The 20,699-nt window shown below is 59.0% G+C and carries 19 protein-coding genes; 5 read left to right on the top strand and 14 right to left on the bottom strand.

Going from position 1 to position 20,699, the window contains the following annotated elements; translation table 11 throughout:
* Positions 1 to 95 precede the first annotated feature (95 nt).
* The 3 genes from AC0L8N_RS15020 (at position 96) to AC0L8N_RS15010 (ending at position 2,528) form a co-directional block, all read left to right on the top strand.
* A complete protein-coding gene (locus tag AC0L8N_RS15020) occupies positions 96 to 515 on the top strand; it encodes a GFA family protein (RefSeq protein ID WP_473668610.1) in 420 nt (139 codons plus the stop codon).
* A gap of 82 nt (positions 516 to 597) precedes the next feature.
* Positions 598 to 1,404, top strand: coding sequence for a class I SAM-dependent methyltransferase (locus tag AC0L8N_RS15015; protein WP_473668608.1), 807 nt, complete (start codon positions 598 to 600; stop codon positions 1,402 to 1,404).
* A 368-nt stretch (positions 1,405 to 1,772) separates the two neighbouring features.
* Complete coding sequence (locus AC0L8N_RS15010; protein WP_473668606.1) at positions 1,773 to 2,528, top strand: nucleotide-binding protein; 756 nt, start codon at positions 1,773 to 1,775, stop codon at positions 2,526 to 2,528.
* Positions 2,529 to 2,540: 12 nt separating this feature from the next.
* On the opposite strand, the gene AC0L8N_RS15005 is transcribed toward AC0L8N_RS15010, so the two are convergent.
* From AC0L8N_RS15005 to AC0L8N_RS14945, 13 genes are all read right to left on the bottom strand, one after another.
* A complete protein-coding gene (locus AC0L8N_RS15005) occupies positions 2,541 to 3,506 on the bottom strand; it encodes a threonine ammonia-lyase (protein ID WP_473668604.1) in 966 nt (321 codons plus the stop codon).
* A gap of 9 nt (positions 3,507 to 3,515) precedes the next feature.
* Positions 3,516 to 3,803 carry a 4a-hydroxytetrahydrobiopterin dehydratase gene (locus AC0L8N_RS15000; RefSeq protein ID WP_473668602.1) on the bottom strand — a complete coding sequence of 96 codons (288 nt, stop codon included), beginning with the start codon at positions 3,801 to 3,803 and terminating at the stop codon, positions 3,516 to 3,518.
* 248 nt (positions 3,804 to 4,051) lie between these two features.
* On the bottom strand, positions 4,052 to 4,777 hold the full coding sequence (locus tag AC0L8N_RS14995; protein WP_473668600.1) for an OmpA family protein: 726 nt from the start codon (positions 4,775 to 4,777) through the stop codon (positions 4,052 to 4,054).
* 147 nt (positions 4,778 to 4,924) lie between these two features.
* Positions 4,925 to 5,911 (bottom strand): VWA domain-containing protein, encoded by a 987-nt coding sequence (locus tag AC0L8N_RS14990; protein ID WP_473668598.1) that lies wholly within the window; start codon positions 5,909 to 5,911, stop codon positions 4,925 to 4,927.
* An 8-nt stretch (positions 5,912 to 5,919) separates the two neighbouring features.
* Entirely contained in the window at positions 5,920 to 7,014 is a 1,095-nt protein-coding gene (locus AC0L8N_RS14985; protein WP_473668596.1) for a VWA domain-containing protein, read from the bottom strand.
* Positions 7,004 to 8,374 carry an FHA domain-containing protein gene (locus AC0L8N_RS14980; RefSeq protein ID WP_473668594.1) on the bottom strand — a complete coding sequence of 457 codons (1,371 nt, stop codon included), beginning with the start codon at positions 8,372 to 8,374 and terminating at the stop codon, positions 7,004 to 7,006. Before AC0L8N_RS14980 ends, AC0L8N_RS14985 begins: the two co-directional genes overlap by 11 nt.
* Positions 8,375 to 8,455: 81 nt before the next feature.
* On the bottom strand, positions 8,456 to 9,256 hold the full coding sequence (locus AC0L8N_RS14975; RefSeq protein ID WP_473668592.1) for a MotA/TolQ/ExbB proton channel family protein: 801 nt from the start codon (positions 9,254 to 9,256) through the stop codon (positions 8,456 to 8,458).
* A 36-nt stretch (positions 9,257 to 9,292) separates the two neighbouring features.
* Positions 9,293 to 9,550: a hypothetical protein gene (locus AC0L8N_RS14970; RefSeq protein ID WP_473668590.1), complete on the bottom strand. Its 258-nt coding sequence runs from the start codon at positions 9,548 to 9,550 to the stop codon at positions 9,293 to 9,295.
* 65 nt (positions 9,551 to 9,615) lie between these two features.
* A complete protein-coding gene (locus tag AC0L8N_RS14965; RefSeq protein ID WP_473668588.1) occupies positions 9,616 to 12,042 on the bottom strand; it encodes a PEGA domain-containing protein in 2,427 nt (808 codons plus the stop codon).
* A complete protein-coding gene (locus AC0L8N_RS14960) occupies positions 12,039 to 14,384 on the bottom strand; it encodes a protein kinase domain-containing protein (protein WP_473668586.1) in 2,346 nt (781 codons plus the stop codon). The genes AC0L8N_RS14965 and AC0L8N_RS14960 overlap by 4 nt, the downstream gene beginning before the upstream one ends.
* A gap of 13 nt (positions 14,385 to 14,397) precedes the next feature.
* Positions 14,398 to 15,645: a hypothetical protein gene (locus AC0L8N_RS14955; RefSeq protein ID WP_473668584.1), complete on the bottom strand. Its 1,248-nt coding sequence runs from the start codon at positions 15,643 to 15,645 to the stop codon at positions 14,398 to 14,400.
* A 35-nt stretch (positions 15,646 to 15,680) separates the two neighbouring features.
* The gene (locus AC0L8N_RS14950; RefSeq protein ID WP_473668582.1) at positions 15,681 to 16,709 is read right to left on the bottom strand and encodes a hypothetical protein; all 1,029 of its coding nucleotides are present in this window, start codon (positions 16,707 to 16,709) and stop codon (positions 15,681 to 15,683) included.
* Between the two features lie 345 nt (positions 16,710 to 17,054).
* On the bottom strand, positions 17,055 to 17,594 hold the full coding sequence (locus AC0L8N_RS14945; protein WP_473668580.1) for a Spy/CpxP family protein refolding chaperone: 540 nt from the start codon (positions 17,592 to 17,594) through the stop codon (positions 17,055 to 17,057).
* A 192-nt stretch (positions 17,595 to 17,786) separates the two neighbouring features.
* On the opposite strand from AC0L8N_RS14945, the gene AC0L8N_RS14940 reads away from it, so the two are divergent.
* Entirely contained in the window at positions 17,787 to 18,488 is a 702-nt protein-coding gene (locus AC0L8N_RS14940; RefSeq protein ID WP_473668578.1) for a response regulator transcription factor, read from the top strand.
* Between the two features lie 8 nt (positions 18,489 to 18,496).
* Entirely contained in the window at positions 18,497 to 19,867 is a 1,371-nt protein-coding gene (locus tag AC0L8N_RS14935) for an ATP-binding protein (RefSeq protein ID WP_473668576.1), read from the top strand.
* Here AC0L8N_RS14935 and AC0L8N_RS14930 read toward each other — a convergent pair whose 3' ends face one another.
* Positions 19,868 to 20,683, bottom strand: a complete 816-nt coding sequence (locus tag AC0L8N_RS14930; RefSeq protein WP_473668574.1) for a PP2C family protein-serine/threonine phosphatase — start codon at positions 20,681 to 20,683, stop codon at positions 19,868 to 19,870.
* Positions 20,684 to 20,699: the final 16 nt, after the last annotated feature.

Raw genomic sequence — 20,699 nt, 5'->3', positions numbered from 1 at the left:
ACTCCCCCTGGTATGTGGCCAGCCACTCCCGCAACGCGCGAAGTGGCTGACTGGGATAGTATCGGCTTCCAGCAACTAACGCGACGGAGCACTACATGAGCGCACAAACTTTCTCTGGCAGCTGCCTGTGCGGCAAGGTTGCCTACGACATACACGGCGAAGTCCAGGCCTTTTTCCATTGCCACTGCGGACGCTGTCGCAAGGCGAGCGGAACCGGCCACGCGAGCAACATCATTGTCCGCTACAGTCAGCAGTCATGGGCCCGTGGCGAAAATCTCCTGCGACGCTACCGCGTACCGGAAGCCGAACGATTTCACACGGTATTCTGCAGCGAGTGTGGCAGCCCGCTGCCGCGGGTATCGGCCCAGGCGAATATCGCGGTTATCAGCGCCGGCAGTCTGGACAACGACCCTGACCTCACCGTCACCGGCCGCATTTTTCAGGATTCCCGGGTCAAATGGTCGTGCGGAGGTGACGGATTGTCGCAGTGGGAGCAATACCCGGGCAAAGACTAGACCAGCGAGCCCGGTTGTTGCGCTACCGGCCACCGAGTATCCTCAACAGGCACGCCAAACCTCGCGCAAACGGAGCATTATCATGGCCGCAAAATTTCAGATGCTGGCATTGTTACTAACTTCGACACTGGCCGTCGCTTGCAGCCCCAGCGGCAATGACGCAGAACCTGCAAACTCCGGCAGCAGCGAGGTCACGAAACCCGCGGCAGCGCCCGGCTTGCGTGAGCGACTGGCTGCCAGCTCCCGGCCCCAGGCGGACCGCGACCGGGATGCCGGTCGTAAGCCCGCCGACGTCATTGAGTTTCTCGGCATCGAACCGGGCATGGCCGTCATTGACCTGATTGCAGCCGGCGGCTACTACACAGAAGTCCTCGCCATCAGCGTCGGGCCGCAGGGTCGGGTCGTTGCGCAGAACCCGGATGCGGTACTGAAAATGCGAGACGGTGTAAACGAGACCGCCCTCCGCGAACGACTCACGGGCGATCGCTTACCCAACGTCAGCAGGCTGAACAAGGAACTCAAAGACCTCAGCGCTGCGGACGGCCAGTTTGATGCAGCAATAACCGCGCTCAACTTTCACGACATCTACAACAGTGCCGGTCCGGAAGCCGCCGTCGCGATTCTGACGACAATCCGCGGCATACTGAGGCCCGGCGGCGTGTTCGGCATCATTGATCACGTGGGTGTCGGCAGCGCGGACAACGTGGCATTGCACCGCATTGAAAAAGCACGCGCTATAGAAGCCGCAGTCGCGGCAGGATTTGTCGTCGAAGGCGACAGTGACGTCTTGGCCAATGCCGCCGACGATCATAGCCAGGGTGTCTTTGCCGAGGGACTGCGCGGCAACACAGACCGCTTCGTTTTGAAACTGAGAAACCCGCTGCCCTGAGGGTTATTGCCCGAGCAGTCCGGAGCGAACAGTATGGCGGCATGCGCCTGAGAGCCGAGATCGCGCTTGCCGCATACCTCGACTTGCCGCGGGTCGCGAACATGCAGCGCCCCTGTTGCCGGGACCCTGTCCGTCAGCAACCTCACCTGACTGAGCAGCCTTTCTGCCAGTGACCGCGAACCGTTCAGGTCGCGCGGCCGGGCCAAACGACGCACGGCCAAGGTTCTTCTACAACAGATAACACTCCAGGAAAAAGCGGTAAGGCGCTGATTGCACTAGTGATCTGACAATAGTGTGATACAGCGCAAGGACGCCTCGTGCTGCAACGCTCAATCTATAGCCAATCCTAGCGACCTGAGATGTACCTCATGCTGACAACGCCCAACCGCAGTAACCTCAATAAGATTGTGGTACTCAACCCTAAGGGCGGTTGTGGCAAGACGACGTTAGTAACGAACATTGCCAGTCGGTTTGCGGCTGACGACAGCACGCCTGCCATCATGGATTTCGATCCGCAGGGCTCAACCATGCGCTGGCTGGAAAAACGACCCGCCGACCGTCCTCCCATCTACGGCATCGCCGCCTACAAGCAGAGCATGGGGGCAACTCGTAGCTGGCAGTTGCGAGTTCCGCATGAAACCACGACGTTGCTGGTCGATTCGCCCGCGGGTGTTGCCCACAACGACCTCTGCAACCTCACTCGTGACGCCACCAGTATTCTCGTTCCGGTACTGCCCTCCGCCATTGATATTCATGCCGCAGCGCGTTGCATCGCCGACCTGTTACTTATAGCGAAAGTCGACCGGCGCGACGGCAAGCTCGGCGTCATCGCCAACCGAACGCGGCGCAATACCAAGAGCTATGCGAGCTTGATGCGTTTTCTGGATTCGCTGGGCATTCCGGTCATCGGCGTCATGCGCGACAGTCAGAATTTTGTGCGCGCGGCCGAAGAAGGCCTGGGCGTGTGCGAACTGCCACCGCGGCGAACTGCGCAGGATATTGAGCAAGTCGAGAAAATTACGCAGTGGCTGCAAAACTGGCGAAACCGTGGCCGCAGCTCCGACCTCGACCGCCAGATCCGCAGCGCACGCAACGTGACTGAACTGTACCAACAGCAGCGCTAAGCAACGCGAGTGTCAGGCCGCGCGTTGAATCTCCGCGAACAACGCCGTATCGACATTGCCACCGCTCAATACCACGACGGTCGTTTTGCCGCGGCAGTCCACACGTCCAGCCAGTAACGCGGCCAGCGCTGCTGCGCCGCCCGGCTCCAGCACGAGCTTCAAATAGCTGAATGCAAAGCGCATTGCAGCGCGAACCTCGTCATCGCTGACACCGAGTGCGCCCGCCAGCTCGGAACGATTGATGTCGAACGTAAATTTACCCGGTGTGGCCGCAAGTAATGCATCACAAATACTGCGCGCATTGGGGTCGTTCCGGACCCGCTCACCGGCAGCCAGCGAACGCGCCGTATCGTCAAGATCGGCCGGTTCAACCGCGTACACAGCCGCCGTCGGCGCGCTGGCATGTACCGCAAGCGCGATGCCAGCCACCATGCCACCGCCACTGCAACCAACGAGCACCTGGTCAGGCGGAAAATCGCCGCATTGCTGCATGAACTCAAGGCCGATAGTGCCCTGACCCGCAATGATGTTGAGATGGTCATACGACGGTACAAGCACCGCACCGCGTTCGGCAGCCAAATCCTGGGCAATCTGTTCCCGGTCCCCGGTGTAGCGATCGTAGAGCACCGTCTCGCCGCCGAGCTTGCGGGTATTGAGAATCTTCGCCGCCGGCGCGTCATCGGGCATGACGATAGCTGTCTTGATACCCAGCATGGTGCCCGCAGCCGCCACACCTTGTGCATGATTGCCCGACGAGTACGCCACGACACCGGACGCTCTTTGTGCAGCATCCAGTTGCGACATGAGGTTATAGGCGCCACGAATCTTGAACGAGCCGGTACGCTGCAGGCACTCGGCCTTCAGCAGGACCCTGCCACCCGTCAACTCATCAAGCTCCGGCGAGCTGATTAAGGGCGTTTCTACAGCAACCCCCTGCAGGCGATCTGCAGCGGCTTCAATTTCGGCAATCGTGATCATTGGGCGTTCCTATTGCTCTGCCGCTATGCGATCGACTTTTGCGGCACAAATAAAATCGTTATCAGACAAACCGTCGATTGCCGTTGTTGTATAACGAACATCGCAGCTCCCATACTTGACCAGTAATTCCGGGTGATGCCCTTCGACAGTGGCAACCCAGGCCACTGCATTGACAAAGGCAATCGTGCGACCAAACACCGGAAAGCGAAACTCGCGGCTTATCGACTTGCCGTCGTCACTCAGGCTCCAGCCGTCGTTCAACAACACCAGCAATTCGGTTGCCTGAGAATGCGTCAACGGTTCAACGCCTCCCTCACACGGCTCGCAACGACGCTCGGTTAATTCCACCACTCGACCACGTACCCCAGAAATTTCCAGCGACCTACTATAAGACCTGCCAAGCCACATTGCACCGCTGTTCAGGAATAAAAAAGGGCCGGCCTTCGCAGGCCGGCCAATTGCGACTCGAGGTTGAGTCAGGCGGGGAAAGGCAGTGCTGACAGCGAAGTACGGCAGGCATCCGTTCTTGCGCCTGGAGTCAGCACTCAATCCTGAGGATTGGCGGCGAAAGCCGGCGAATCGGCGATAAACAGGGTGAGTCCGACTTTGCGATCAAACGCATAACTATCGGGGTTGGTGTCGTTGGCAGGGGCTTCGCCATGTGCCGAAATTTTGATCCGACTTTCTGCCACCCCGTTTGCGACCAGCAGGTCTCGAATCGAGTCAGCACGGCGCGCGGACAAGTCGCGATTGTAGGCTTCATCGCCCCGTTCATCGGCAAAGCCATCCAGCTGCACCTGAACATCCGGCATGCTCGCGAGCGTCGCCGCCAGCTGGGCTACACGGCTTCGGGTTCCATCCACAAGGACATGCTCATCCGTGCGGAACAGGAGGTCCATCTCAATGCCGGCTTGCAACAACGATAACAGCTCCGGGCGTGCCTGAGACTGCAAGCGGCGCAGATCGCTGTCGATGACGCTGATGTCGCGGTTAAGATTCGCGACTGTGCTTTCGAGTTCGTGAACCCGTGTGCTGGAACGGTCCAGAGAACTCTGCAGTTCGCCTATTTCTTCATTCTTGTTGTGATAGTTGTCGCCAAATTTCGCGCCTATGGCAGCGCCAATAATGGCACCTACCGGGCCGCCGGCCGCGGCGCCCACTGTGAAACCTAAGCCGACGCCAATGCGTTCTTCCTTGGGGCTGGGTGCCGCGTTTGCAGTGCTGCCAATCAAAGCCAGGGCGGTGCCTACTACGAGTAATGTACGAGTCATGATGTGATTCTCCGAAAGTGTCGGCCACCGGTGTGGCCGTCGTCGGAAGCAATTACACCGCGCCGGGTGGCCGCGGAGGCGTCAGGGAAATGGCAGCCTGACGATCAATAGTGGCGAACTGTGGCGTCAGGAATCGACCTTGCCGAACTAACGATTGGTCAGTGCGACGAAAGTACCGCCATTACGTTCGCAGAGCAGGCGCATGAGGCCCGCAAAACGTTGCGAGCTTTGCGGAATGGTGCTGCCGCTGAAGGAGTACGGGAAGCCAACGGCATGGATACGAACAAGGCGATTGCCCTCCTCGTCCTCGACATTGATCCTGTCAATATCGCGCAACACGGACTCCATCGACTGTCCCTGAAATTCGTCGCCGAATACGTAAATACTGATTTTCTTGTCGGGTGCCCAAAACGTCTGAATGGCGTAGGCAATGCCGTCGGACGGGTCGCTGTCGGAAAACGGGGCCCATTGCCGCATCGTACTCTTGATCGCCTGCCGCAATTGCGGCGTGTCCGGTAGCCAGGCGCGACCGTGTTGCTCGAACATGAAACGACCATTGTCATTCATGATCTGCAGTCCTTTTACAGTCGGATAGACATCCAGCACTTCGCCGAGCTTTTCCTCCGCCCAATCCCATTTGGCCTGCATGCTGCCGGATGTATCGATAACGAAAATAATGTATTCACTGTCGACCGGAATGCCGCCGATAGAATCGTCCGGCGCGCGGCGGAAATTAGGCCGCAACCGACGCATTTCCGCGGTTAACCGTTGCCGCGCCGCCTCCAGCTCGCCCTCGTCAACGTCCAGCGCCGGCGCATCCTCCGAGATCAACGCGTACTGACCCTGAATTTTGTCGAGTTCCCGCTGCAACTGCGCCAGTGTCATGCGGGTTTCGGTGGTTTCCTCGCGCCGCGAAACCAGTTCCCGATTCAGCACAGCGGAGTCGCCACGAATCTCGAACAATTCGGCTTCCAGTAAGGCGATTAGAGCGTCGAGGTCTTCTTCCGATTTCTCAATGACCGACGGTTCGTAAATCTTGCTCAACACCAGCAACAGCAGAATCGCGCCAAACCCGCACGAAATGCAGTCAAGGAATGACAGGCTGAATCCTTCTACGTTACGACGTCGTCTCATAGCGGCACCTACGGCCAGTCCTTGCTAACGCTCATGAATGAACCGCCCGTGCGGTAGGCCAACAACCAGTACGCGACAGCCGCGTTGTAATCACCCTCCATCGGGTACAGCAATACATTAACCGGTATACCCCGCGGTATTTCACGCTCCGCCTCATAGTGAAACTTCAGGCGCTCCTGCCCCGTTACCATGCCCCGATCGGTCTCTGCGGTATTCATGGTCGGCAAGCCGTCGACCAGCAGAATGACATTGTCCGGTTTCGGGTTGAGACTGTTGATCACCTTGTAGGCGTCGAGCATGTTCGTCCCGTTCTCCGGCACCGTGCGGCGCAATACCCTGATGGCCTCGTCGAGTTGCTTGCCATCGCCGACGTCGAGCCAGACACCGTCACTGCCTTTAAGCACCGGCTGGGCACCTGTATTGAAAGTGTAGATCTGAAACTTGCTGGTCGGCGGGAACTGCGCAGACAACCAGTCAACGGACGATACGGCTTGGCGCCACTTCAGGGAGCGCAGTTTCGCGTCCTCCGACATATTGCGGCGCCGGATGATGTTGATGATGCGTCGGTCCAGCATGCTCGCAGAACTGTCCACCAGCACCAGGATTCGATCGCCGCCCACCTTCAAACCGGTCAGGTACTGGCGATCACCTTCGCCGGTGAACGAACGCACTTTGCTACCGGATTCACGCGCCTCTTCGGCCGCCAGCAAGCGTTTGCGTTCTTCCTCCAACCGTTCGATATCCGACTGCAGTTTCTCCACCCGCTCGACTTTGGCCAGCGTTTCCTGATCGTGTTGCGCCAGTTCAATCTTCAGCTTTTCAATGAGCGCGGTAATTTGCGCGATGCGACTGGTTGCCCGCGCCCGTTCATCGTCGAGTTCTTCCATCGTGTTCTTGGCGAGCACAAGGTTCTTGCGCGCTTCGAGAATTTCAAACTCCAGGCGCGTGGTTTCGCCGGTCATTTCTTCGGGAGGCGAATCCGTGTCACGCCGCACCTGAGAATTGATAATCATGAAAAACAGCACAACAGCGCCGAAACCACAGCTCATGATGTCGAGAAACGACATACCAATGATCTGACTTTCGCGGCGTTTACGCGCCATGTTGTTCGTCCGTCGTGATCAATCGAAATTCGAAACCGGGTGTGCCCACCCGGAGGGAGTCACCCACCTGCAGGATGGCAGAGCCGTTGATCCGGTGGCCATTCAAGAAACTGCCGTAGCGGCTGTGATCCTCGACAACACATTGGCCGTCTTCCCTGCGCACTTCGCAATGCCGGCGAGACAAACCCGGCATATCGCTGTCGAGTTCAATGAACCGCGTTGTCGCATCCGGCTGCGAGCCCAGTACAAGGCTCTGCTCGTCGATGTGCCAGGCGATGTCCCCGAACAGCAAATGTGTCGGCATACCGCTTCTGCTTGCGCTGGTCTCCGTTGCCCGAATGTCGATGGCTGACTGGTCCCATGGCAGTTGCCGCAGCAAGCTGACACTGCCGCCTTCGCGCACACTGCTGCGGCAGCGAGCCAGAGCACCGCGCGCAGTCGCGCCGCTTTCCAGCGCGTAAATTTCGCCGCCGACCCTGGCGAGCAGCAGGTCCGCGAGTCCCGGCAAGCTTGCAACCCGCGATGTGATCTGAATCGCCGGTACTTCGTCGGCGCGATACATCGCCCGCAAGCGATTGGCTATTTGCTGGAACCAGGGTGCAGCGGCGCCAATCAAACTTAGCGACTCGATTTCGGCACTGTGGGTAATGCCGCCACTGCGGAGGCTCATCGAAACGGTATCCGCACGCCCGGCAAGACCCAGCCAGTCACCCAATTGATCAAGCAGCAGTTGTTCAGTATCTGCGGTGTGCAATGGATCGAACCGTGACTGGCGGACGAAGGCCTCAGCAATCGTCGTCAGCCAGGCATCGTACAGTGCGTAACTGCCGCAGGATTCAATGACTTCACTCGACTCAACGAGCGCACCGTCAGCCTGACCAAGCCGGGTCAGCGTAGTGGCATGCAAGCCGCAATCCACGTGCACCGGCACGGCATTCCGGTATTCGCGCCGGGTGGCTGCAACCGCCGCGTCCACCATGGCCACGACCGGCATGCCTATGTCAGCCGCGATACCGAGGACGAGCCCGAGTTGCGGCGACGTCAGGTACGCCGGCGCGGCGATAACCAGCTCATTGATACCACCGCCCACCGCTGCCCACATTTGTTCCAGTTGCCGGCTCGCGAGATCTGCCGCCGTCAGGTGTGCAAAACGCTGCTCCTTCAATGTCGCGGTCGCAAGCTCAAGCCAGTAACGATGCTGCACATGTCGCGGGTTAATGCGGGCCCGGGCAAAGGCCTCTGAACCGGTCGTGAGCTGATCGTCCGCCAGTAACGCAAAACCCGGCTGGCGGTACAACACACGCTCGGCCGTCAGCAAGGTAATGCCGGCGTCGTTCAGGTGCAGCGCGGCGCGCGTCATAAGGAGCCACTCCGGGCAACACGAACTGCCTGCATTGCGAGAGACCGGTAGTCACTGATGGCGATCAACTCACGCATACAATCAGTCCGACTTCATGTGTCGAATCAACTTGTTGTTCGCATAGTTCTCACTGTCGAAAACAAGTCGCTCCTGCAACAACTGCAACTGATGAACCAGGAACATGAGAAAAATACTGATCAACAACGCAATGAACGTTGAGTTGAATGCAACGCCCAAACTCTGGGTAACGCCGGCAATATCGCCCTGCACGGCCTTGTCCGCTTGCGCCAGCGCTTCACCAATGCCGCGCACCGTGCCGATAAAGCCGATAGAAGGAATCGCCCAGGAAATATAGCGGATCATGGATAACTCGGACTCCAGTTGTTCGGCTTCCGACTCAAACTGGGTGTGCGTGCTGCTCGCGACATCCTGAATATTGCGGGTTGAGCTGAACCGCTGCAGCGCATTCAGCAACGCTCGCGGCAACATCAGTTTTTGTTGATGCTCAGGCAGCGCCTGCACCTGGCGTGAAAACTCACGGGTGTCTTCTGGCAGAATTCGCATGCCCTCGGCGATAGATACCAGATCCGTATCCAGCAGGTTTCTTTCCTGCAGCAGCAAGCGCGCCTTGAAGCCCATAATTGCCAGGGCCCAGAACATCAGAATGAAACACGACTCCTGCTCAAGATCCTTAATCAGTACCCAGGTTGACCGCTCGCGAACGTAGTCCGGGTTGGCCTGCGCTTCCAGTGCCTGCTGTGCGACCACTTCGGCGGCATTCGGTCGCACGACGGCCACGTAGAACGCATGCACGACAATAATGGCGATAATCAGTGCAAACAGCTGGTAAACGAACTCAACGGGAATATTCTTCTTTTTCATGCCATGCAGTTCCTGGTTGCGGCGACCGACCTCAAATCAAATGTTGGTCGGAAACGGAATTGGTTCGTCCGCCGGAATTTCTTCGGTCGGGACAAAGTCGTCGTCATCTTCTTCATACGTTTGCAGGTCGAGGTCGGCATCATCAACCTCGTCCGCTTCATCGTCGCCAGCGTCAGCCGCTTCCGCGACCTCGTCAGCTGTCGCTTCCGCAGCCGGCGGCGGCGTGCTTTCCTGTGCTACCGCAAAGGTCGCTGCAAGCAGGCCACAAAGTAATATCAGCGTCAGTTGTTTCATTTTGGGTGCCTGAAGAGAGGTCTTGCACAGTTGGACCGCAATGAAGAGCAAAAATCCCGTGTTTGTTACAACGCGCTTCTCGCCAGCCGGAAACCGACATCCACCCGACCCGCCGTGCCAAATTCACGGTAGCTCAGGCGTAATTCTGTAATTCCGGCATGCCGCCAGCTCGAACCCCGAATGACTCGTTGCGCGCCGCGTTTCGGTCCCAGCGGGTCCTCGATGGCCGTTGTTTGCCCGGGCGTCGGCACAGCATAGTAATCCTGTACCCACTCAGCAACATTGCCGCCGCCGTCGTAAATTCCAAGTGCATTGGCAGGGAAACTGCCCACAGGCGCCGTCGATGCAAAACCGTCATTGAACCCCGGCAACACGCTGGGCACCAGTTCACGGGCGGCCTGATCAGCGTAGTTGCCGCTGTCCCGACGCGGTGGCAGGCGGTTGCCCCACGGGAAAACTGGTGCTTCGGAGCGCCCCTGATAGCGAATCGCCCAGGTCCATTCCGCTTCCGTTGGCAGCCGGTAGCCGTCAGGCAATGGCGTTACCACTTCCCATTTCTCGAAGCGCTTCTCGTAAACCGGCGTCAGGCCTTCTTGTCGGCTCAGCCAGTTGCAGTATTCGACCGCATCTGCCCAGCTAACGTTAGTGACCGGATTATTGTTGCCAGCCAAAGACGCATGGACGTCACCGCCAGAATCGTGCGTGCTGCGAAAACGCAGGAATTCTGAATTGGTCACTTCTTTGGTACCGAGGTAAAACGGTGTGGTCAGCGTCACCGGCACAATGACCTCGTTCGCACGCCGGCCTTGCTGGCTCCGCGAGGCACCCATCGAAAATGAGCCTGGCTCGACCCGCCGCATTACCTGGCCTTGCGACGTGCTGACCGTGGTCGCGATGCTGCGCATGCGAACTTCTTCGTCCGACAACAGGCGAACCTGTATGGTCTGCGGATAACCGGGCCGTGGCGTAACGCTGCGACTGAACGTTTCGTAGCCGTCTTTGCGAACTTCGAGCTGCTGCGGCGCCGAGGGCAATTGCAAGGTCACCGAACCACTGCCGCGCGGCTGGCCGTTCAAATAGACAACGGCATCTTCTGGCAATGCGTTGATCGTCACCTCACCGGCGCGTGCCGTCAGGTCTACTGTAATTGCCTGAGTCGCCGCGGCTTGCAGGCGCACGCTGCGGACCGTCGATCCATAGCCCGCTTTCGACAACTCGATTTCGTAGTCCACGTCCGGCGACAACGCCAACCGCAGGGGCGACTGGCCACGATAACGCCCGTCCACGGACACGTTTGCGCCGAGCGGGATCGAATTGACCTGCAATTGCGCGTTCGCGGGCGCGAGACGAATCACCGGCAAGTCTTGCGCCACGTTGGCAACGGCGTCGACCACACCGTCCCATGCGCTGAAGCCTTCCTTGACGACGGTCAGGTCGTGACTGCCTTCGTTCAGCCTGAGGGAAAGCGGTGTTTCGCCGAGTTTTTCTTCGCCGCGCAACACGGCCGCCCCGCTCGGATCCGAAGTTATGGAAACGTCTGCCCAGGCTGGCACCAGTTGCACATCCAGTAACTGGAAAATGCCGAGACCCGGCACGCTCAGTTCATAATCGAAGGGCAAATAGTTGTCAGCACGAACGGTGACCAGGTGCTTACCTGGCTCGAGTTCCAGCGGGCCGTACGGCGCGCGACCGAGCATCGTACGATTCACTGTGACCATCGCATCGACATCGGGATCGGTCGTGACCTGCAGCTGGCCCGGCAACTTCCGCATCTCTATGGTCACCGTTCGGCTCGGCGACTCATCAACATCGAGACTCTGGTTCACATCGTAGTAACCCGCTTTCTCGACATGCACGGTGTACTTGCCTTCACGCAGCAACAAACGGTCCGCCAGCGGCAACTGAAACCAGCCACCGGTCACCTCCAGGCGATCAGGCGCTCCGGGGTATACGTCAAACTGGATGGACCGCGATGAAAACAGCAAATAGGAAATGCCCACCAGTAATGCAATGCCTACCGCAACCGCCGACTGCCACGTGTAGCGTTTTCGCGGTGCTGTCGCCGGCCGCACTTCAGCGGCGCGACGGAAAGCGGAAGGCGCAATGGTTTCTTCAATGCCTTCGGTGCCGGTGCCGGGCATCGATGGCGGCCGGGTCACGTAGGCGCTGTCTTCCAGCCGAACGGCGAGTTCTAGGGTACCGTCCGTAACGGACACAAGTAGCCGTGTACCGTAGTACAGAATGGCATCGCCATCGCGCAGTGATCGGGAAGCGAGCAACGGCTCGCCATTAATCTGCATGTCGCTGCCGCGTACGCCCGGCTGCAAGAAAGCTTTGCCGTCGAGCTGGTCCAACGTTGCGACAACCGCGCTACCGGGGCCTGGCAAACGCAGCTCGCAATCCGTCCCGGTGCCGATACGGATCGGCAGGGACTCGGCGCCAAGTTTCTGCACGCCCGCGGCCGTGTCGATGATCACCGTCTCAAGACTCAAATTCGTTCCTCACATTGCACGATGATCGGTTTCATCTCGATTTCCGGTGCGACCCGAAACTCCAGTCGCACGTCACGGTACCCTGCCCGACTTCCCAGTGCGACATACGATCCAGGACGCAATTCCAGTTGCCGGTCGTCAAAGGTGCCCAGTCGTCCTACGCGGAATATCGATACTTCGGTCTGGTTATCGGAACGCAGCTGAACGGGCAACGGCGTAGCGGCCCGCTTCAGTAAGCGCGCCAGCGTCGCTTTCTGATCTTCAAGGCGCGGCCCTGACGGGGTAATGCGCGACAATTCTAGTAACAGGCCAGTAGCCGCTTGCATCGTGTCCGGCGAACTCAGCGAGTCCGGCTCACTGATATAGCCATCGAGACGTTTATGCAATCCAGCTCGTTGAGTTGCGCGTCGCAAGCCTTCTTTCGCAAACTGCAGATCGCCGTCAACCGACAACGCCTCCTGATAACTGTCTATCGCTGCTTCCCACTGCTCTGCCTGCTCCTGCTCCATTGCTGCGGACTCCAGGCTTTGTATCCGTAGCAATCGAACTTCCTGATCCACTTGCAACAATCCGTCGACCGGTTGCCGCGAGTCGGGACGCATGGCTCTCGCGGCTTCAAACGCAACCCGCGCGCTGTCGTAGTTTTCGCCGGCCAGTGCCATAAATCCTTCAGTCATCCGGGATTCGAATGCCAATTGTTCCAGCGCCGCGCGCACCCGTACCAATGCCTCTTGCGCCGGCTGCCATTGCGGATCGATATCCAGTGCATTCGTGAAAGCCTGCAACGCCGCATCGTACTCGAGGTTTTTCTCAAATGACCTGCCACTGTCCATCAGCTGCAAAACGTTCTCAATGTTTTGCGCACGCTTCAGACCCAATTCTGCTTCGGCATTGCCCGGCGTTATTGCAACGGCAAGATCATAGAGCCGTATCGCCTCGCGGTGATCCTGCGCGGCAAAAGCTTCACGAGCCGCCTGCATCGTTTCATTGAATACGTCGGAAATTCTGTCGAAGAACGGCTCCAGCATCGTCGAGGCCGCGCGGTAGTGGTCACCTGCTGACTGATAGTTCTTGGCCAGATACGCTTCGTCACCGGCCGCGTAACGGCCCAGTACATCGAGAAAATCCTGACCGCCCCAACGGTCAATGCCGCGATAGCGCAAACGTTCCAGTTGCGAGAGCAGATCACCCAGCGCATCGTCGGTTGCTGCCTTGATCGCGGCGCTGCTACTGCCGTCACTCTGCCGCGCGTTCTCGCTGAACGCTGCAACTTCTTCCTCCACGGAATCACCGGCAGTGTCCGCTACCGATTCAACGGCTTCCTCAGCCACCGTTTGTTCCGACGGCGTTTGAGACACAGGCGATTTATCGGCTGGCGGCAAAACGAACATCACCGCGAGAAACGCCACCAAGAGCAAACCGAGGCCGATGGCAACCGCACTGACCGGCACACCACCCGATTTCGTCGACGCATTCTGTGCTGTCGCGGATTGCGACACGGCGCGTCGATGCACAGAACGTACTTCGATTTCCTCGGACGCGATTGCACCGGTATTAGCCACAGCAAGTGGTGTTACGCCTGGCGGGAAGCCCGCTTTGTTCAGCGCCTCGGCGACCGCTTCGGCATCGGGGCGTGCCGCGCGTTCCGGTGCCAACATTCGAGTCAGCAGGTCACGTAACCCGGCAGGCAGTTTTCCACCAAAGCTGTCGGTTGCTGCAGGCTCACCATTAACCGGCGGTGCTCCACAGACAAGTTCATTCAACAAGACCGCAAATGCATAGATGTCATCAGCAGGATGAGCGGGCTCGCCAGCACGTTGCTGAGGACTCAACGCCGCGGGCGTTCCGCCGTTGCTGATCGTTGTGCCGTCTGTTCGGGCAGCGCCGAAGTCCAGCAAGTACGGCGCACCTTTGCCATCCAGCACGATGTTAGCGCCGGTAATATCGGAGTGGACGATGTCCTTGCCATGCGCATATCGAAGTGCATCAGCAATCAATCCCGCCGGTCCCAGAATGTGTTCTAACGGACGTCCATGCAACGCGGATATTGATTGGCCATCCAGGTATTGCAGAGCGAAGTACGGACGCTCGTCGTCATCGTGGTAATCGAAGACACGCACGATGTGCGCATGCATCAGGCGACTCGCGAGCTGCCATTCGCGCTGGAACGCATCGCGGTACGCGGTATTCGCAGCGAATTTTTCGTGCAGGATTTTGAGGGCGATCGGTTGCTCGTTGCGGGCATCCTGTACCAGCCAGACGTCCGCCATACCGCCGCTGGCGATACGGCGCATCAGCGTGTATCGGCTGGACAGACAAGTGCCTTCAGTCAGTGCCCGCATTAGTCGTCGGTACTCAATCGCGGATTTGCGCGGACCTGGCGGGCACACCGACGTCTAAGTCATCAGGGAAGCCGGTTTCCAACTGGTAGATGTCTTTCAGCAACTTGCGCCAACTCTCGTATTGCGCTTCCGCCGTGCCGGTCAGGCGACGGGATTCACCTTCTACCTGTACAGTCAGCGGCGCCGCTTCCGCGATGAACGACTCCGACAACTCGCGAATGTCTTCTCTGTACATGTCAGCAGACTGGCGCAGGTTCCAGGCGCTGATGATCGTCTCTATACCGCGGTTAATACCGACGGCCTGAGTAACCGTCTTCGCACGACGTCGTGACCGACTCGAGCTGTCCGTATCCATCTGCAGAGAACCCGCCACCACGACCACGCCCAATAAGGCGCGCATCGTTGCCGAGCGCTTCACCTGCCGTATGTTGATTGAATTCTCGCGGGCTTTCTTGCGCCAACCCTCGTACGGCAACGCCACGCCGTAATAAAAATTGGCATAGTGTTCGTTCAGCGTATCGATAACCAATCGATCACGCTCGCGAATCTGCCGCAGCCGGTCAATCATCGGGTCGTTTTCCGCTGGCAACCGCAGCAGGCTGCTCATGCCGGAATCGTCAGTAGTTACGTAATTGCCGTAGGTATCCGGTGCCATATCGGCGAAGAACTGCATCTCGGAGATTTGCCGGATTCGCTGTATGTCCGCATTGCTCAGGGTCAATGCGAACGCGCGCATATCATTCGCAATATCGTTGAACACCTTTTGGTACGGGTCCTGAGTTCGATCGCGGCCCTGATCGTAGGAGCGAATGCCGGTCTGCATGTCGTAGCTGCGTTCAAACCAGTGCCGGCCGGTGGCATCCTCAACCCGTACTCGCAGTTCGATGTATTCGCCGTCTGAGCGTTCGATCTCGCCGGTGAGGGTTACATCGGTAAAAACGTACCGCGAAGGGATAACGCGCACCGCACCCCAGTAGCCCGTGCCCTGCAAGGTGGTCTTGATGTGATACGGCAGGTAGCGCGCTTCCGCGCGCCGGATTTCTTCGTAGACACCGGTTTTCTCCGGGTCATTGTTCTTCGGTATGCCTTCGCTGAAATTGATGACACCGACATCCAGCAGCAGGTTCTCGGCAATTTCCTGCTTCGCCACTTCGAGGTCAGTGTGTTCGGCGGTAATGACTTCCGAGACTGTGCAGGCCGTTGTCAGGAATAAGGTCGCGACAATGAGTAATGCGGGTAAAAAGGTGTAACGTTCCGTCATGTGATGGTCGTCCGTACCATATCGTGCGTCCGGTCTTAAAGCCGATTATATCGTCGATACTCTTCCCATAGCCGCTCACGCAGTTCCGGATCCTCTTCCGCGAGCGCGGCCTCGCGCAATTGTTTGGCGACAATGTCTTCGCTCACCAGATCGGGAATGTCTGCCGGTGTGCGACTCTTGATCTCGTCCTCGCTCATGCCCGCCACACTCGGCGTGCTGCCGCCACCACCGGCCGCACCGGCACCTGCCTGACTACCCGCACCGTTATCACCCGTGCCGCGCATGCCCTCCTGACGGCCAAGACCTACCCGACCACCACCGCCGCCACCAGCACCGCCGAAGCCTTCTGTATCCCGACTGACAGTGGAAATTTCACGCTGTTCCTCAGCGAGCACTTCGTCGAAGCCACCCACCGAGTCTTCCAGCTCACCTTCCAGCCGAGCTTTGCGCTGTGCGGCGGTCTCGCCCGGAAACTGGCCCACGTCGCCCGCGCCGTTGCAATCGGAGGATTGTTCCATGCCACCGACGCCGCCCGGCACTTCATTCGTGTTGCAGTCGCCACTGCCAGCGCCACCGGCTGTGCCTGGCATGCCACCGGGCATCTGTCCGCCCAAACCATTGACGCTGCCACCGCCCGCTCCACCGCCGCCACCCGCAGCGCCGCCAGACATGCCTCCACCCGCCGAACCGCCGGAGGAACCGCCTGACATACCGCCACCGGATGAGCCGCCCGGCATACTGCCCCCGGAGGAACCGCCGGACATACCACCGCCGGATGAACCACCGGGCATGCTGCCCCCTGAGGAGCCACCGGACATCCCTCCTGACGAGCCGCCGGAGGATCCGCCTGGCATACCTCCACCTGAGGAGCCGCCGGAGGAACCACCGGAAGAGCCGCCAGGCATACCACCGCCCGACGAGCCACCGCTGGAACCGCCGCTGGCACCACCCATGCCGCCACCGACCGACACAGCACAGCCGCCGGCCAGCAATAAGACTGACGCACTGAGCAGCACCGTCGCGCCGCGCAGGGATGTAATTCGATGTTGTTTGATCGCGCTCATGTGAAATGTGGCCTCACTGCGTGGTCCATGTGTAGCAAGCGGAGGCGGTTTGGAGCCCGCTCGCACCGTCGTTATCGTTGGTTGGATTGCAACAGGCTGCGGTTAGTTCCGTCGCGAACGACCGCCAGCAAGTGTTTCAGACCTTAATACGCCTGTGCGGCACTCGCAACAACAGATCAACGCCGATACCGGGACGGAGTCGCGCGGTCTGCAAGCGTGTCGGAACTACTTTAAGTTATTGATTTGAAATGAGCCTGGGCCGGACAGCCCGCTCATGCCGGGTCCGGCCGCACAACGCCTGAGGGGGGAGGATCAGGGCGCTGTGCGGCCGGCTGGCGGGGGAACCTAGCTTTTCGCGGAAGAACGGTCGGCACGTCGTTTGCTGCCGCGCTCTTTTCGTTCGCTTTTGATCTCGTCCAATCGCTGCCGCTGCTCGTCAGTCAGTTGCGCATCAATCTCTGCGCGAATACGCCCGTGCAGCCTGGCTCTGTCCGCTTCCAGTTGACCGCGCTCAGCGGATAAGGTCTGCAACTGGGTGTCGTAATCCGCGGCATCCGGAGAAAGTTCGCGCAGTGCCTTCTTATTGGCACGTGATGCAGCCCTTAATGCTTCTGCTTCCGGTTTCGCGGCCAGCAACGAATTGTCGATCGCTTGCTTTTGCAGGTCGGTCAGGTCGAGAACTCTTTGCAGCCGCTTTACCATATGCTGCGGATCACCTGCGCGATCGCCCTTTTTGCCGCGGTGCATTCTGGCGCGGTCACCACCATGGTGGTCACCCTCAGCGTGACGCGTCGGCGACGTATCGTCCGTCTGTGCCATGACAGAGCCGTTCGCCAGAACCGCGAAAGCTGCCGCCGCTACCAATGTCGTCAATTGTCGTTTCATGTGCACTCCTCAATTCCACTATCGGCACAACGCTGATGTCGTAGCCTGTGGATGAAGCATAGTGAGAACTGCGTCAGGTTCCGTCAGCAACGCGCAATGCACTGCAAAGAAATGTCAAACGAAACGGTTGGACGTTGCGCCCCGCTGCCGTTTCACCGACGATGAGATTCCAACGGTTCAACGGGCCACACCATGACCACTGACTCCAGCGACGCCAGTGTGCTGCTGATTGACGACGACCGACAGCTTGCAACCATGCTGAGCGACTTTCTGCGTCCGGACAGACTCAAACTCACTACCTGCGACAACGGCGAAGACGGCCTCGAGCTACTGCGTACTGAGAAATTCGACCTCCTCATACTCGATGTCATGTTGCCGGGTATCAGCGGTCTCGACGTACTCCGCAAACTCCGCCAGGACAGCGAAGTGCCAGTGATCATGCTGACAGCGCGAGGCGATGACGTAGACCGCATCGTCGGCTTGGAAATCGGCGCTGATGACTACCTGCCCAAGCCATTCAATCCACGCGAACTAAGCGCTCGCATCAAAGCCATATTGCGCCGCGCACAACTGCCCTCCGGCAACAATGCGGAACGCCTGTTCGGCGGTATAAGGCTGGACCCTCGCACCCGCAAGGCATCGGTTAACGGTGAGGCAATGCGCCTGACTGGCACGGAGTTTGAAATTCTGAGTTGCTTGCTCGAAACGCCCGGCAATGTCGTCAGCAAAGAAGCACTGAGCGAACGTGCGCTCGGCCGCCGTTTATTGCCATACGACCGGAGTATCGACACTCACATCAGTAACCTGCGTGGCAAGCTGGAAAACGCAGGCAATGAGTCCGTGACCATTCAGAACCAGCGTGGCATCGGCTATGTGCTGATTCCCGGCACTTAGGCAGCCCCATGCGTAGCTTACTCGTCCGCATTTTCCTCTCGTTCTGGCTGATCATTGGCATAACGATCAGCATCGCAGCGCTTGCCGGTTACTACTATGCCGAACGCATGCGGGACACGATTGAGAACTTCTCGGACAGCGATACCGTGCTGGAAGCTGGCGATGTACTGGCGCACGAAGGCCGCGAGGGATTGTTGCGCTGGATGGAAGGTCGCCCGCAGCGAGGCGGTGTCATTTTGTACATTGTTGATGCCAATGGCAGTGACCTGCTGCAACGTCACGTACCCCGCCATATACGGCACATGTTACAGCGTGAAAGAATGCCTGACGCCGATTCACGGTCGACGAACAGCCCACCAGGCAATGTCCGTCCTGCCCGTCAATTGCCACAACTGGTAGCACCCGACGGCAACATTCTGACACTCATTGCGTGGCCGTCACGCTCACCCTACAAAGGCTGGTTGCAGGAGCAAGGCATACCCGCGTTCTTGATAGTCGCGCTGCTCTCCAGCGCCGCGGTTTCGTTCCTGCTCGCGCGAACCCAGAGCCAGCCGGTGCAACGTTTGCGCAAAGCTACACGCGCCATTGCCGACGGCGACTTGAGCACCCGCGTATCAGGCTCACTCAATCAACGTCGGGACGAACTTGGACTGCTCGCCAACGATTTCGACCGTATGGCGGAGAAACTCGAACAGGCCGCCGCGCAACAAACCGAATTATCCAGCAATATTTCGCACGAACTCCGGTCACCACTCGCACGACTGCGGGTGGCATTGGAACTCGCCCGACGGCAAGCCGGTGAACTGCCGGAGTTCGAACGCATTGACCACGAAACCGAACGACTCGATCAATTGATCGGGCAGATTCTGAGCTACGCAAAACTCGATTCGGCCGATGCCGAGCGTGCGTTGCCGGAATCGCTGGCGGAGCTGTTGGCAGAAGTCGTCGAGAACGTGAACTACGAATGTCGCGCGGACGGCGGCAACGGCGTGCAGGTCGAACTGCACAGTTCAGCAACAGCGACGATTCCGGTGTTTCGCGATGCGTTGATGAGCGCTGTTGAAAACGTATTGCGTAATGCCGTCGCGCACAGTCCAAGCGGCGGTACCGTCCGGGTTCAGCTGGACGAGAAAGACAACGGCTACCAGATCACGGTGGATGACGAAGGCCAGGGAGTCGCCGAACAGGAAATCGACAATCTGTTCAAGCCGTTCTACCGAACGCGCGATGCACAACAACAGTCACGCAACGGCAGCGGGCTCGGCCTCGCAATTGCGGCTCGCGCAATCGAATTGCATCACGGCAGCATACGCGCACAAAACACCGAAGACGCAGGTCTGCGTATCGTACTCTGGCTGCCGGACGCCGCGCCGGTTTAACTACTGCGGTTTCTTCGCTTTGCCCGGTTTGCGAAACAGGATCAGCGACAGATCATCCGGCTTGCTGGGCTGATTGCCCGACCCGGCTGACATGCGACGGCCCGCCAGTCGCGTCAGTTGCTCGACAGCACTCTCCAGCGATCCCTTGCGAATAATCTCGATCGTCTCGTGCAGGTGAATATTGTCGGTCAAACCATCGCTTGCCAATAACACCGTATCCCGTGACTGCAGCGCCACCGCCGCCCCCATGTCGATACGCATGTCAGTCGTTCCCAGAAAATTGGATACCAGGTGCCGTTCGGCGTGGTGCAGCGCTGCACGCTGATCGAGAAAGCCTGCCTCAACGGCAAAACCGGTTGGTGAGTGCGCCATCGTTTGCAGCCTGACCCTGCCACGTTGCCCGACGACGAGCGCTTCGGAATCCCCGATTTGATAGGCGCGGACATCACGCCCTTCGATGCCAACGACCGTCAAGGTCGTAGCCGCGCCGTTGCCCAGGTCGAGCACAGCCCGGTTCGCCGCCTCGATGCCGTTAAGGATCGCGGTTCGCATCAGCATAGTGTCTTCCTGTGCCTGCTGCAGTGAACGTCGCAGTTCGGCCACGGCCATTTCTGATGCTCGCTTGCCCGCCGGTAAACCGCCCGCACCGTCGGCCACAACCAGCACCGCTGCGGCAGGTCCGTACTCAATAGCGGCAACCGTATCTTCGTTCTCCGTCTCTTTGTCCGGCGCAACGCAGGTGTACGCTATCAGTTCACCACCGGCAATCGATAGTGAGCGCTGGTCCGCCGTTCGCGCGCCATCCAAAATTGTCATTTCATTGTCAGCCGTT

The organism is Woeseia sp. D3-10 (assembly GCF_055809415.1).
This window is presented reverse-complemented; position numbering and strand designations above follow the sequence as displayed.

What these genes read in the sequence shown, in the direction of transcription:
- AC0L8N_RS15020 (WP_473668610.1), top strand. Translation starts at nt 96, where the DNA reads ATGAGCGCACAAACTTTCTCTGGCAGCTGCCTGTGCGGCAAGGTTGCC.
- AC0L8N_RS15015 (WP_473668608.1), top strand. Translation starts at nt 598, where the DNA reads ATGGCCGCAAAATTTCAGATGCTGGCATTGTTACTAACTTCGACACTG.
- AC0L8N_RS15010 (WP_473668606.1), top strand. Translation starts at nt 1,773, where the DNA reads ATGCTGACAACGCCCAACCGCAGTAACCTCAATAAGATTGTGGTACTC.
- AC0L8N_RS15005 (WP_473668604.1), bottom strand. Translation starts at nt 3,506, where the DNA reads ATGATCACGATTGCCGAAATTGAAGCCGCTGCAGATCGCCTGCAGGGG.
- AC0L8N_RS14995 (WP_473668600.1), bottom strand. Translation starts at nt 4,777, where the DNA reads ATGACTCGTACATTACTCGTAGTAGGCACCGCCCTGGCTTTGATTGGC.
- AC0L8N_RS14990 (WP_473668598.1), bottom strand. Translation starts at nt 5,911, where the DNA reads ATGAGACGACGTCGTAACGTAGAAGGATTCAGCCTGTCATTCCTTGAC.
- AC0L8N_RS14985 (WP_473668596.1), bottom strand. Translation starts at nt 7,014, where the DNA reads ATGGCGCGTAAACGCCGCGAAAGTCAGATCATTGGTATGTCGTTTCTC.
- AC0L8N_RS14980 (WP_473668594.1), bottom strand. Translation starts at nt 8,374, where the DNA reads ATGACGCGCGCCGCGCTGCACCTGAACGACGCCGGCATTACCTTGCTG.
- AC0L8N_RS14975 (WP_473668592.1), bottom strand. Translation starts at nt 9,256, where the DNA reads ATGAAAAAGAAGAATATTCCCGTTGAGTTCGTTTACCAGCTGTTTGCA.
- AC0L8N_RS14970 (WP_473668590.1), bottom strand. Translation starts at nt 9,550, where the DNA reads ATGAAACAACTGACGCTGATATTACTTTGTGGCCTGCTTGCAGCGACC.
- AC0L8N_RS14960 (WP_473668586.1), bottom strand. Translation starts at nt 14,384, where the DNA reads ATGCGGGCACTGACTGAAGGCACTTGTCTGTCCAGCCGATACACGCTG.
- AC0L8N_RS14955 (WP_473668584.1), bottom strand. Translation starts at nt 15,645, where the DNA reads ATGACGGAACGTTACACCTTTTTACCCGCATTACTCATTGTCGCGACC.
- AC0L8N_RS14950 (WP_473668582.1), bottom strand. Translation starts at nt 16,709, where the DNA reads ATGAGCGCGATCAAACAACATCGAATTACATCCCTGCGCGGCGCGACG.
- AC0L8N_RS14945 (WP_473668580.1), bottom strand. Translation starts at nt 17,594, where the DNA reads ATGAAACGACAATTGACGACATTGGTAGCGGCGGCAGCTTTCGCGGTT.
- AC0L8N_RS14940 (WP_473668578.1), top strand. Translation starts at nt 17,787, where the DNA reads ATGACCACTGACTCCAGCGACGCCAGTGTGCTGCTGATTGACGACGAC.
- AC0L8N_RS14935 (WP_473668576.1), top strand. Translation starts at nt 18,497, where the DNA reads ATGCGTAGCTTACTCGTCCGCATTTTCCTCTCGTTCTGGCTGATCATT.
- AC0L8N_RS14930 (WP_473668574.1), bottom strand. Translation starts at nt 20,683, where the DNA reads ATGACAATTTTGGATGGCGCGCGAACGGCGGACCAGCGCTCACTATCG.